Source organism: Nonomuraea sp. NPDC002799 (genome assembly GCF_053592075.1).
The window spans coordinates 224,179-235,702 of the sequence record NZ_JBSFVA010000015.1 but is presented as its reverse complement, the minus strand read 5'-3'; the positions used below and the strand labels follow the sequence as shown (position 1 = coordinate 235,702).

The window sequence follows — 11,524 nt, the reverse complement described above, 5'->3', positions numbered from 1 at the left end:
CCCGCCCGTGGCGCGCTCGGCACCCGCCTGCACGCCCACGTCGAAAGCGGCCGCATCCGCCTGGTGACCGGCTTCTTCACCCACACCATCGAGCGTGATGGCGAGCAGGCACGGGTGGTCAGCCGCGACCCGTCCGGCGCCGAGCAGGCCATCACAGTCGATCGCATCGTGGCCGCCACCGGCTACCGTCCCGACCACGCCATCGCCGGCGAACTGCGTCTCGACCTCGATGCAGTCCTCGGCTCCACCCGCGCGCTGGCACCGCTGATCGACCCCAACGCGCACTCCTGCGGCACCGTGCCCGCCCACGGCGTGGACGAGCTGGCCCACCCCGAGCCCGGCTACTACGCCATCGGCGTCAAGAGCTACGGCCGTGCCCCCACCTTCCTCATGGCCACCGGCTACGAGCAGGCCCGCTCGGTTGTCGCCGCCCTGGCCGGCGACTGGCAGGCCGCCCGCGATGTGCAGTTGGACCTGCCCGAGACCGGGGTGTGCTCCTCCAACCTGGCCGAAGCCCAGGAACAGCGGGTCGGCCTGGCCACCGGGATCAGCGGCGGCCTGCTGGGCACCCCGCTCCCGCTGGCCACCGCCGGCGCCTCCCAGGGCGGCGGCTGCTGCGGCTGACCCACCCGGCCATAGGGGTGGCGGCTGACTCGCCCGGCCGGGAGTGACGGCTGGTGGCGGGGTTGGACGCGGTGTCGCCGGTCGGCCGCCACCGCCTATCATTTAGACAGGCATCGAACCACCAGCCCGGTCCGGAGGCTCCCGCATGACCACCACCACCCTGCCCCTCGTCCCGAACCGCAAGGACGCGCAGGATGCGGTGTGCTGCGCGCCGATCGCCCGCCAGCCGCTCAGCGAAGGCGCGGCGGCCGAGCTGGCCGTGCTGCTCAAGGCCGTGGCCGACCCGGTCCGGCTGCGGCTGCTCTCGATGATCGGCTCCCACGCCGGCGGCGAGGCGTGCGTGTGCGACCTGACCGACGCCTTCGACCTGACCGCCCCCACCATCAGCCACCACCTGAAGGTGCTGCGCACCGCCGGGCTGATCGGCAGTGAACGGCGCGGCACCTGGGTCTACTACTGGATCATCCCCGGGCAGGTCGCCCGGCTGGGCGCGCTGTTCACGCCGTTGGGCGGACCAGCCGGGCAATGACCGCCGCCGACTCGGGGCGCGGTGCTCAGCCCGGGTCTGCGTAACCGACTCGGGGGCGCGGTGCTCAGCCCGGGTCTGCGCAGCCGACTCGGGCGCGTCAGCTGATTCGGCCGGCGCTCGGCCCGGGTCTACTCAGCCGGCTCGGCCGCGTCAGCCGGAGCGGCCTGCCCGCCGAACACCTCGCTGACGAGCCTCTGCGTCGCCTTCTGGAACGCCTCCCCCATGGACAGTGCGGCGTCGTCCACGTAGGAGATCGAGCCGGTCAGGGTCGTCCTGCCGTCGGGCGTGCTGTACATCAGCCCCCCGTTGCCCCCGTGGCCGCCGTTGTGGGTGATGACGGTGCCACCGCCGTCCGTGCCCTGCACGAACACCCCCAGGCCGTAGCCGACCTTGGACTCCGGCGTGCACATGTCGGCCAGCAGCGGCGCCGGCAGGAGCTTGCCGCCGACCAGCGCGGAGATGAACGTGTGCAGGTCCTGGGTGGTCGAGATCATGTCACCGCCGCTGGAGATCCAGGAGGGGTTCTGGCTGCTGACGTCGACCGTCTTCTCCTGGCCGTCCTCCTCGTAGCGATAGTAGGCGTGGATGTACGGCTCGGGGATCTCCGTCTGGGTGGTCGGCACCATGGTGCCCGACAGCCCGAGCGGCCCCAGGATCCGCCGCTGCATCTCCTCGGCGACCGACCGGCCGGTGACCTTCTCGATCAGCAACCTGGCCAGCACGTAGTTGGTGTTGGCGTAGCTCCAGTCCGTCCCCGGCTCGAACCGCGCGGGCTTGGACAGCGCCAGCCGTACGAGCTCCTCCGGCCGGTAGACCTTGAACCGGTCCTCCACCCACTCCCGGCCCGACCAGGTGATCCCCGGCACGACCGTCCCGTCCTCGTAGAACTCGCCGGTGAAGTTGAACACCCCGCTGGTGTGCTGCAGCAACATCCGCACCGTGATCCGCCGGTCCAGCCCGAACTCGGGCAGGTAGTCATCCACCGGCGCGTCCAGCTCGACCTTGCCCTCGGCCACCAGTTGCAGCACCAGGGTCGCGGTGAAGGTCTTGGTGACGCTGCCGATCCGTACGTGTCCGTCGATCGGCGGCTTGGCGCTCTCGCCCAGCTTGCGCACCCCGGCGCTGCCGACCCACTCACCCCGCTCATCGTGCACGCGCAGCGTCACCCCGACGAAACCGAGACCGACGATCTCCTCGATGACCTGCTGCAGCTCCGGGCGGTCCTGCCCGGTCTGCGGCGTGACCCCGTCCTGGCCGGTGAAGGTGCTGGACATGCTGGTGTGCTCCTTTTGGTGCTGTTACGACATTCGAGCGAACGGCCGGATGGCCGCGTTCGCGGACCGTCGGCGCATCGGCGCCCGGTCTCTTCCCTGACCCGGTACGCCGCCACGTCACGGGGCCGGGCAGGACCCCGTGACATCGGCGTTCATCAAGCGGCGTCGAGGGCCTCGGTGATCTTGCGGGCCATCTCCGCCAGGGTGGGGCTGGGCTCTCCCTCGTGGGTCCTGGCGGCTGCTTCGATGGCGACGATGACGGTACGGCGGAAGTTGTCGGCCTCCGCCGGCGCCTGCGTCCTGAGCAGGCTCATGGACGCCGTCAGGGCCGGCAGCACCTGGTCGGCGAGTGCGGCCGTGGACTTGCCGTTCAGACCCTTCGGCGCCTTGGTGAGCACGTGCCCGGCCAGGCCGGTCGCCGAGGTCAGGGCGATGGAGCCTTCGGTGGCGACCTTGTGGGCCGAGCCGGCGGCACCGGCGGCGGACATCAGCGAGACGGCGCCCCACGCGGCGGTCCGCAGGGTCAGCGTGTCCTGGTCGTTGAGGGTGATGGACATGGTGGTGCGCTCCTTCGAATAGGTGGTTCTTGGGGGGAACGGGATCAGCCGACGCCGGGATGACCGCCGGGCGCGATCCATTCGGTCAGCTCGACGACGATGCCGTTGGGGTCGGTGAGCCGCATCAGCCACTCACTCCACGGGCTGCGCGACAACTGCTTGGTGATGGGCGCGCCCTCGGCGTGCAGGCGCGCGTATTCCTTGGCCAGATCGGTGACCGCGAACGCCATCACCGGCTGGGCGATCCGCTCTCGCGGCCGTTCGAGGTCGCGTTGGCGCAGCAGGATGTCGGCGGCACCGTCGTGGCTCAGCCAGGTGAAATCGGGGGTGTCGAGCACCTCGCGAAAGCCCAGATAGGTGGTGAAGAAGCGGCGGGAGCTTGTCAGATCGTCGACGGTGAAGACGACCGTTGAGGCGACAATGTTCATATTTCTGCTTGTATGTGGTCGCTTGCCACGCATTCCCTCCTATACGGCGTTTCGTCCTGGATCAAGGCTGACAGCACGACCTGACCCGGGCAACGCCGGATCCCGCAACGCCGCGTTAACCGCAGACTTCACGCCGGGCGTACGGTCTCAGCCGGGCAGCGGTCCCAGGTCGCGGACGATGCCGGCGAAGGCGCGGATCATGTCGTTCTCCGCGTCGCTCCGCCACACCAGCCCGTACGGCAGCGCACTCATGTCCTTGACGGGCAGATAGACGATGTCGGGGCGGGGGTAATACCAGCTCACGTGAATGGGGAAGAGCGCGACGGCCTCGCCCAGGACCGTGGTCATGAAGATGTGCTCGATGTTGTCCACGTTGGCGCTGCGGTCGATCGCCCGGCCCCTGGGGGTGTGCTCCGGGACGTAGCGCTCGAACCAGTAGCCGGGCGCGGACTCGACGGTCACGTGCTGGTAATCGCTGATCGACTCCAGGGAGACCGAGGACCATCGGGTGAGCGCATGGTCGCCGGCCACGGCCAGCACCCTCGGCTCGGCGAAAAGCAGCGGACCCACCGTGAGGTCGGGCTCCTCGATGGGCAGCCAGGTGACCAGGATGTCGACGTCCCCGTTGCGGAGCTGGGCGAACGGATCCTGGTAGCCCGACGCCCGCAGGCGCAGCTCCCACTGCGGGTGCCGGGCGCGGAAGGTCTCCCAGTAGCGGCGCAGCTCCTGGATGTTGGCCGGGAACAGGCTCACCCGGAGCGTGCCGGTCTTGCCGCGTGCGGCCAGCCGTGCCCGCTCCATGGTCTGCGACAGGCCGTCGTGCAGGTGGCGCAGATCGTCCCGCAACTGCTCACCCAGGTGCGTGAGCCGGACGCTGTGGCTGTTCCGCGCGAAAAGCTCGGCACCGATGGCCCGTTCCTGCTTCTTGATCGCCTGGCTGACCCGGGCCACGGAGACGTGCAGCCGCTCGGCGGCCCGGCCGAAGTGCAGCTCCTCAGCCAAGGTCAGGAAGATCTCGATGTCCCGTAGCTCCACGATTCCCCGTCACCCCCTCTGTGCCATATACGGAAATTTTGGCATATCAGGTCAAAACGGCGCTGAGGCCCCGGATGGGTGAGCCGGACCCGAGGGCGGGCCGAAGTAGAGGTGGGCCCGACCGAGGGAGGGCCGAAACCTCTGGGGCCACGCACCCACGCGGGTTTTCCATCAGCGTGCGAGGAGTGTCATGTCCATGCGAGCACGTCCCGAGCCGGCGCTGGTCGAGCGCGCCGAGGCCGAGGCCATGTACCAGCTCGGATCGGGAGCGCCGGCGGCGGCACGGGACGCGCTGGGCCTTGAGTGCGTCCGGCTCACCGGCGGCGTCGTCCTGGCCATGCGCAACGACCCGGCGAACTACTGGAGCAGGGCGCTGGGGTTCGGCTTCGACAGGCCCGTCACCGCTGAGCTGATCGGCGAGATCTGCGAGTTCTACCGGTCGAGGTCCGTCCCGGCGGCCGTGCTGCAGTTGGCGCCCGCCGTCCTGCCCGCCGACTGGGCGCAGATCTGCATGAAGTACGGCCTGCGCCGCACCTCGTCCTGGGCGAAGTTCGCCCGCGACCTGACCGTGGACCTGCCGGAGCAGGACGCCGGGCCGGCCGTCGAGCGGATCAGGGAGCCGGCCGAGCCAGGCGCGACGGCCCAGGAATGGGCGTCGGTGCTGATGCGCGGCTTCGGCATGCCGGAAGGGCCGCTCACGCAGATGACCGCGGCCGCCGCCGGGCACCCCGGCTACCACGCGTACCTGATCAGGTCCGGTGGCCAGGCGGTGTCCGTGGCCGCCATGTACGTGCACGGCGAGGTCGCCCATCTCGTCGCCGCCGCCACGCTCCCGGCGCACCGCGGGCAGGGCGGCCAGTCCGCGCTGCTGCGGGCTCGGATCCGCGACGCCGCCGCGGCCGGATGCCGCTTCTCCTTCGCTGACACCGAGGTCGGGGGGCCGGGCACGCACAACTCATCCCTGCGCAACCTGAGGCGGGCGGGCTTCGCCCAGCTGTACGTACGCGACGACTGGACCTGGCGCCACGACACCGCCACGTCGACGGTGTCGTGGTCGTTTCCCCGGCACGCCGTGTCATCGGCGCAGGCCGAGCCGCCGGATGAGGTGTCGGTAGCGTTCGATGTCGATTCTGCGGAGGTATTTCAGCAGTCGCCGCCGACGCCCGTTGAGCATCAGCAACCCACGGCGGCTGTGATAGTCCATCTGGTGGGTGCGCAGATGCTCCGTGATGTCGGCGATCCGATGGGTCAACAGCGCGATCTGCACTTCAGGTGAACCGGTGTCACCTACGAAAATCGCGTACTCCGCGATGATCGCTTTTTTGCGCGCGTCTTCGAGCGCCATGATCTCCCTCGACTTCTGGAGGTCAGCGCGCGTGGTCAGACCGCCGCGGCGGGGCCGGACGTCAGGGTCGCGGGACCGGGCGGGCCTGCTCACGCTGACCGGAGTTTTCACTGCCACATCGATCAGGGTCGGTGAACATGCTGGTCTCCTCCCGTACCGCGACACGCTCCAGAAAGGCGGCCGGCGGTTCTGCTCGCCGTGCCGTTGTGCCGATCCTTGGCTGGTCGCCGCGCGAAGCGCAACTGGTTTTCGCCGGCGTCAGCCGTCCTGGAGCTCGGCCAGCAGGTCCTGTGAGTAGGCGATACGGCCGGTGAGCTCGGCGGCGGGGCGGTGGCACAGCGCCAGGGCGGCGTCGGCCATGACCGCGGGAGGCTCCGCGTTGGGGTCGTCGTCGGTGGTGAGACGATGGAAGAGGGTGCCGGGGGTGGGGACGACCTGGTTCGGCGACAGCGCGTTCACGGCGACGTTGTCGGCGTAGAGCTCGGCGGCCAGACCCGTGGTGAAGCGTTCGAGTGCGGCTTTGCACATGCCGTACACCGTGCCGCCGCGACCGGCGTACGGGCCGGGCGGGAACGCCGGGTGGCGGGCGGCGATCGAGGAGATGTTGAGTATCCAGCCCGCACGGCGTTCCCGCATCCCGGGCATGACCAGCTGGGCGAGATGGAAGGGCGCGTTGACCTGCACCTCGAACATCAGGTCGTAGCGGCGGTCGCTGAACTCCGACACCGGCGTGAAGTAGGTGACCGCGGCGTTGTTGACCAGGATGTCGACCGGGCCGTACCGCTGCTCGGCCGCCTGGATGAGCGCTTGTCTGTCCTCCTCGCGCGACAGGTCGGTGGCATGGGCGAACGCGGTGCCACCGGCCGCCTCGATCTGCGCGACGGTGTCGCCGATCGTCCCTTCGAGGCGGCTCTGCGACGCGTCGACGGTGCGGGCGGCGACGACGACCTTCGCCCCCTCGGCGGCCAGCCGTCCGGCCACCGCGGCGCCGATGCCCCGGCTCGCTCCGGTGACGACCGCGACCTTGCCTTCCAGTACGCCCATGGTTGTCCTCTCTGGGACCGTTGCCGGCTCAGGATTCTCCCACGACAATATTAGAACGATATTTTAGAAAATGGTCAACGCTCCAGCGGGCTGGCGGCAGGTCAGGGCGTTCGGCATGATCGAACTGTTCATGCCGGAAGCGGAAGGTGGCGGATGATCGTCGCAGGGCGGTTGCTGGCGGGGCGGTACCGGCTGGTCCATCCGCTGGGCGCGGGCGGCTTCGGAGAGGTCTGGCAGGGCGTCGACGAGCGCCTGGAACGCGAGATCGCGGTGAAGATCCTGCTGGGCGGCGGAGACCGGGACGGACAGGCCGCCCGGCTCTTCGAGCGCGAGGCCAAGCTCGGGGCGAAGCTGGCGCATCCGGGGATCACCGTGGTGCACGACGTGGGGGTGGACGCCTCCTGCCGGTTCGTGGTGATGGAGCTGCTCTCCGGCCACAACCTGGCGACGGTGCTGGATGCGAACCCGCAGGGGCTGGCGGTCACCGAGGTCGCGGAGTGGGGCGCGCAGGTGGCGGACGCGCTGGCGGTGGCGCATGCCCTGGGGATCGTGCACCGTGACATCAAGCCCGCCAACCTGATGCTGCTGGACGGCGGACGGGTCAAGGTCTGCGACTTCGGCATCGCGCGCGCCGCCGGGGCCACCAACAGCGTGACCGCCCAGGGGTTCGCCTCCCTGCCCTATGCGGCTCCCGAGCAGCTCTCGAACGACACCGTGGACGGGCGTGCGGACCTGTACGCGCTGGGCTGCACCCTGTACCACCTGCTGACCGGGCGGCCACCGTTCCCCGGCGAGACCCCTGTCGAGATTCTGGCGGGACACCTGTCCCGGCTGCCCGTCCCGCCGGGTGCGCTGCGCGCCGAGATCCCCGCCGCGTTGGCTGAGCTTCTGATGGAGCTGCTGGCCAAGAACCCCGCCGACCGTCCGGACGACGCCACCGCGCTCGCTGCCCGGCTACGCGCCGCCTGCCACGAGCAGCAGCCGCCCCGCGCGCGGACCCGGCGCATGCCGCCGGTGGATGAGCAGGCGGCGGGGGCGATTCACCTCGGCACCGCGGACTGGAGCGTCACGGCGACCGATTTCCAGGGCCGCGACTACGAAGCCTTCACCCTCGTCTATCCACCTGGCGGAACACTTTATGACGCCGGAAGCGTCTACGGAGACGGAATCTACACCGACGACTCCTCCATCGGCCTCGCCGCCGTCCACGCCGGCATCATCACCCTCCGGAAAGGCGGCCCCGTCACCTTCGAAATCCGCCCCGGACAGAAAAGCTACGGCTCGGCAAAACGCAACGGCGTCCAAAGCTCCGACTGGGCACAATGGTCAGGCAGCTTCGTGTTCTCCGAGCGGCAGGAGAGCACCCGCCCAGCTTCGCCGGGGTCGGAAGCGATTTACCTCGGCACCGCGAAGTGGAGCGTCACGGCTGCCGACCTCCGCGGCCTCGCCTACGACGTCCTGACCCTCGTCTACCCACCCGGCGGGACACTCCGTAACGCCGGAAACGTCTGGGGAGACGGAATCTACACCGACGACTCCTCCATCGGCCTCGCCGCCGTCCACGCCGGCATCATCACCCTCCGGAAAGGCGGCCCCGTCACCTTCGAAATCCGCCCCGGCCAGAAAAGCTACGGCTCGGCAAAACGCAACGGCGTCCAAAGCTCCGACTGGGGACAATGGTCAGGCAGCTTCGTGCTCCGCCACTGAACTCAGCGGGCTCGGGCATTCATCGCTTCTCAGGATGACCTGGCGCTCATCCTGCCAAAATCACCGCATGCTGCGATTAGTCATGACGCTTCTGGCGATGATGCTGCTGCTCACCAGTGGCCGTCTCCTGATCGGGCCGCGCACGTTCGAAGACCACGCAGCACAAGCCGTCTGGACCTGGCGGTTGAGCGGTGCTGAGGAGATCTGGCGCAAGGGTTTCGTCCCGGCCGAGGAGCTGAGCGCGGTTCCGCCGGAAGCGTCCGAACGGATTGCGCAGGAGGAGTACGGCTGGGTCGTCGCCGGCTCCCTCCCGGCTGCGCCCGCCGAGGCACAGATCCGCTGGGACGACGGGAGCACGTTGCGGGTGCCCGTGATCGGGGCGCGACAGGCGCTGCAGGCTCTGTCCCCCTGGCCGGAGGAGTACACCTTTCCCGATGACGAGGTGTACAAGCTGACCGGCGCCGACCTCACGACGATGAGGATGAAGACCGTACGCGGCATGGCGACGGTGCCGGCGTGGCGCTTGTCCTTCTCGAACCTGCCTGGCCCGATCGACCACGCCGCGATCGATCAGGCCGCGATCGGCACCGTCAAAGGCGCCGTCGGCGATCACATGGCGGGCGACCAATCCATCGCGGACTACGAGCTGCTCGACGAACGCACCCTGCTCGTGACCTATGGCTACGGCGCCTGCGGCCGTGCGGAGCCCCAGGTCAGGCTGCGCATGCGGGTGGAGCCGGATGTGGTGGTGCTGGGGCTTGACGTCCTCGGCCAGGGCGGCGGCGGTGTGTGCGCCGGCGTCGGCCGATCCGGCCGAGGCGTCATCAGGCTCGACGAGCCGCTCGGTGATCGCGTGGTGCTGGACGTGCTGAGCAGACTGCCCGTCCTCTGCCATCGCGCGCGAAACGCGTGCAGCTCCGGGAACGGGTGACGCCGGCGGATCAGGTCGGGAGCGGAAGGGCCGTCACGAGCTGCGGATCAGGTCGGGCTTCGAGGGACGGCGGCGGGCTCGGGGCCGTCGACGTGCCGCAGCTTCTCCTCCTCGGTGAGGGCTACCCTCGCCATCGCCACCCGCAGGATCGGCGGTGCCATGAGGGACGTGACGACCGCGACGAGGATGATGATCGTGTACGTCTCCGCGTTCAGGACGCCGAGCCGCAGGCCGACCATGGCGACGATGACCTCGATGACGCCCCGGGCGTTCATGCCCGCGCCCAGCGCGAGCGCCTCCCAGGAGGTCAGCCGGCTGAGCCGGGCGCCGATGAAGGCCCCGGCGAACTTGCCGACGATGGCGACGGTCAGCACCAGGAGTCCCGCGCCGAGGATCTCGGGTCTGGCCAGCGCCGTCAGGTCCATGCGCAGCCCCGCGGTGGCGAAGAACACGGGGGCGAGCACGGCCAGGACGATGCTACGCAGCGGAGCGAGCCCGGCGGGGTCGGGTTTGCCCCATGCGCCGATGAGGATGCCCATCACGAAAGCGCCGAAGACGGCCTCCAGACCCAGCGCGTGGGTGCCCGCGGCGGACAGGAGGATGAGCACCACCGTGACGGCGGTGACGGTGGAAGGCGTGCGTACCCGGCGGTAGAGCATGGCGACCAGCGGCTTGCCGATGAGCGCCGCGAAGAGGAGCACCGCGAGCACGTACGCGATCGAGAGCACCACGTTCTCCGTGGCCAGCCCGGTCGTGGCCATGACCGACACGATCGACAACATCACCCAGCCGAACACGTCGTCCACCATTCCGGCGACCAAGGTGAGCTGGCCGATGTTGCGGTGCAGCAGGTTCATGTCGAACAGGGTCTTGGCGATGACCGGGATGGCGCTCACGCACATGGCCACGCCCAGGAAGAGCGCGAACACCGTACGGTCCGGGCTGCCGGCGGCCAGCGGCGAGGGCAGCAGGCCCGTGCCGATGCCCAGCGCCAACGGGATGACCAGGCCGAACAGGCTGACCTTGGCGGCCGTGGCGCCCCGCTTGCGCACCAGGCTGAGATCCAGATGGCTGCCGGTGACCCCCACCAGCAGCAACACGCCGATCTGGCCGACCGCGTCCAGCAGGTGGAACTGCTCCACGTCGCGCGGGAGCAGCCAGGCGGTCAGCGCGGGCGCGGCATGCTGGAGGAGCGACGGGCCCAGGATGACGCCGGCGCACAACTCGCCGACCACGGCAGGCATCTTCCACCGTACGGCGAGCCTGCCGAGCGCCACGGCGACGAGGAGCAGCACGCCGACCTGGAGCAGGAACACCAGCAGCAGGTGGGTGCCGAGCGGCGGGACCGGCGGGGTCACCGCGGGGTTTCCCCGCCGCGCCGGGTCTTGAGCAGACTCAGCGGGCGCGTGTCGATGCGCGGCTGGGAGATGGGGGTTACGGACAGGGCCCGGCCCTGGGGCCGTTCCCCTTCGGTGATCACCACGCTGGATAAGTAGTTCACAGTGCTGCCCTTTCTTGCGTCACTGGACTTGCCCGGCTCGCGGCTCCTCCACAGGCGGCGGCTCACCGCATGTTCGCGATCATCCCCGCGTATTTTCGCCTCCACACGCGCCCGCCGACCAAGGACAGAGGTCCGGGGTCTGCGGACTGATACGCCCCGGACGGCGCCGAGGATGATGGCACTTTTTCCGCACTTTTCCGTGCTTTTCCGCGTGCAGGCGGTGCGGGCGGGACTGCAACGGATCTGCAATGGCCGCTGGGAGCATCTGGATTGACCAAGAAGACGAGCCCAGGAGGGACCGGTCACATGTCAGAACTCACCCAGTGGCAAGCCGAGGAGGTCGTCGCCGCCTGGCGCGCCGGGCAGCAGACGGCTCAGGGGTTCGACGAACTGATCAACCCGGCCGGACCGCTGTTCGGCGCCGGCGAGGACGACCTCACCTTCGAGTCGGTCACCTCGGGAAACACGCGCAGTATGGACAACACCCGGAGCCTGGCCAACACGCGCGCTGCCAACACGCGTGAGATCAACACCCGCGCGGCCAACACC

Annotated in this window: 12 protein-coding genes and 2 pseudogenes; 6 read left to right on the top strand and 8 right to left on the bottom strand. The window is 69.6% G+C overall.

Annotation, left to right across the window (positions count from 1 at the left end; all coding sequences use genetic code 11):
* Positions 1–624, top strand: a pseudogene (locus ACWD0F_RS26890) (flavoprotein); the annotation flags it as partial.
* A gap of 145 nt (positions 625–769) precedes the next feature.
* On the top strand, positions 770–1,153 hold the full coding sequence (locus tag ACWD0F_RS26885) for a metalloregulator ArsR/SmtB family transcription factor (protein WP_449879978.1): 384 nt from the start codon (positions 770–772) through the stop codon (positions 1,151–1,153).
* 128 nt (positions 1,154–1,281) lie between these two features.
* On the opposite strand, the gene ACWD0F_RS26880 is transcribed toward ACWD0F_RS26885, so the two are convergent.
* From ACWD0F_RS26880 to ACWD0F_RS26865, 4 genes are all read right to left on the bottom strand, one after another.
* A complete protein-coding gene (locus ACWD0F_RS26880; protein WP_449879976.1) occupies positions 1,282–2,427 on the bottom strand; it encodes a serine hydrolase domain-containing protein in 1,146 nt (381 codons plus the stop codon).
* A gap of 155 nt (positions 2,428–2,582) precedes the next feature.
* Positions 2,583–2,984 carry a hypothetical protein gene (locus ACWD0F_RS26875; RefSeq protein WP_449879974.1) on the bottom strand — a complete coding sequence of 134 codons (402 nt, stop codon included), beginning with the start codon at positions 2,982–2,984 and terminating at the stop codon, positions 2,583–2,585.
* Between the two features lie 44 nt (positions 2,985–3,028).
* On the bottom strand, positions 3,029–3,412 hold the full coding sequence (locus ACWD0F_RS26870; RefSeq protein ID WP_449879972.1) for a VOC family protein: 384 nt from the start codon (positions 3,410–3,412) through the stop codon (positions 3,029–3,031).
* A gap of 147 nt (positions 3,413–3,559) precedes the next feature.
* Positions 3,560–4,447, bottom strand: coding sequence for a LysR family transcriptional regulator (locus tag ACWD0F_RS26865; RefSeq protein ID WP_449879970.1), 888 nt, complete (start codon positions 4,445–4,447; stop codon positions 3,560–3,562).
* Positions 4,448–4,637: 190 nt separating this feature from the next.
* On the opposite strand from ACWD0F_RS26865, the pseudogene ACWD0F_RS26860 reads away from it, so the two are divergent.
* Positions 4,638–5,369 (top strand): annotated as a pseudogene (locus ACWD0F_RS26860) (GNAT family N-acetyltransferase); the annotation flags it as partial.
* 153 nt (positions 5,370–5,522) lie between these two features.
* Here the strand turns inward: ACWD0F_RS26860 and rpsO are convergent.
* Both rpsO and ACWD0F_RS26850 read right to left on the bottom strand, forming a co-directional pair.
* On the bottom strand, positions 5,523–5,792 hold the full coding sequence (gene rpsO / locus ACWD0F_RS26855; protein ID WP_449879968.1) for a 30S ribosomal protein S15: 270 nt from the start codon (positions 5,790–5,792) through the stop codon (positions 5,523–5,525).
* A gap of 258 nt (positions 5,793–6,050) precedes the next feature.
* Positions 6,051–6,836: an SDR family NAD(P)-dependent oxidoreductase gene (locus ACWD0F_RS26850; protein WP_449879966.1), complete on the bottom strand. Its 786-nt coding sequence runs from the start codon at positions 6,834–6,836 to the stop codon at positions 6,051–6,053.
* 153 nt (positions 6,837–6,989) lie between these two features.
* On the opposite strand from ACWD0F_RS26850, the gene ACWD0F_RS26845 reads away from it, so the two are divergent.
* Both ACWD0F_RS26845 and ACWD0F_RS26840 read left to right on the top strand, forming a co-directional pair.
* Positions 6,990–8,543 carry a protein kinase domain-containing protein gene (locus tag ACWD0F_RS26845; RefSeq protein ID WP_449879964.1) on the top strand — a complete coding sequence of 518 codons (1,554 nt, stop codon included), beginning with the start codon at positions 6,990–6,992 and terminating at the stop codon, positions 8,541–8,543.
* A gap of 67 nt (positions 8,544–8,610) precedes the next feature.
* On the top strand, positions 8,611–9,474 hold the full coding sequence (locus tag ACWD0F_RS26840) for a hypothetical protein (RefSeq protein WP_449879962.1): 864 nt from the start codon (positions 8,611–8,613) through the stop codon (positions 9,472–9,474).
* Between the two features lie 47 nt (positions 9,475–9,521).
* On the opposite strand, the gene ACWD0F_RS26835 is transcribed toward ACWD0F_RS26840, so the two are convergent.
* Both ACWD0F_RS26835 and ACWD0F_RS26830 read right to left on the bottom strand, forming a co-directional pair.
* A complete protein-coding gene (locus ACWD0F_RS26835; RefSeq protein ID WP_449879960.1) occupies positions 9,522–10,832 on the bottom strand; it encodes a cation:proton antiporter in 1,311 nt (436 codons plus the stop codon).
* Positions 10,829–10,975 (bottom strand): hypothetical protein, encoded by a 147-nt coding sequence (locus ACWD0F_RS26830; protein WP_449879958.1) that lies wholly within the window; start codon positions 10,973–10,975, stop codon positions 10,829–10,831. The genes ACWD0F_RS26835 and ACWD0F_RS26830 overlap by 4 nt, the downstream gene beginning before the upstream one ends.
* Before the next feature lie 306 nt (positions 10,976–11,281).
* Here ACWD0F_RS26830 and ACWD0F_RS26825 point away from each other — a divergent pair.
* Positions 11,282–11,524, top strand: a 243-nt coding sequence (locus tag ACWD0F_RS26825; RefSeq protein ID WP_449879956.1) for a DUF6229 family protein, incomplete at its 3' end; no start/stop codon positions are given.

Excerpts from the sequence above, each read along its gene's own strand:
- ACWD0F_RS26870 (WP_449879972.1), bottom strand. The coding sequence starts at position 3,412 with ATGAACATTGTCGCCTCAACGGTCGTCTTCACCGTCGACGATCTGACA.
- ACWD0F_RS26845 (WP_449879964.1), top strand. The coding sequence starts at position 6,990 with ATGATCGTCGCAGGGCGGTTGCTGGCGGGGCGGTACCGGCTGGTCCAT.
- ACWD0F_RS26885 (WP_449879978.1), top strand. The coding sequence starts at position 770 with ATGACCACCACCACCCTGCCCCTCGTCCCGAACCGCAAGGACGCGCAG.
- rpsO (WP_449879968.1), bottom strand. The coding sequence starts at position 5,792 with ATGGCGCTCGAAGACGCGCGCAAAAAAGCGATCATCGCGGAGTACGCG.
- ACWD0F_RS26850 (WP_449879966.1), bottom strand. The coding sequence starts at position 6,836 with ATGGGCGTACTGGAAGGCAAGGTCGCGGTCGTCACCGGAGCGAGCCGG.
- ACWD0F_RS26840 (WP_449879962.1), top strand. The coding sequence starts at position 8,611 with ATGCTGCGATTAGTCATGACGCTTCTGGCGATGATGCTGCTGCTCACC.
- ACWD0F_RS26875 (WP_449879974.1), bottom strand. The coding sequence starts at position 2,984 with ATGTCCATCACCCTCAACGACCAGGACACGCTGACCCTGCGGACCGCC.
- ACWD0F_RS26880 (WP_449879976.1), bottom strand. The coding sequence starts at position 2,427 with ATGTCCAGCACCTTCACCGGCCAGGACGGGGTCACGCCGCAGACCGGG.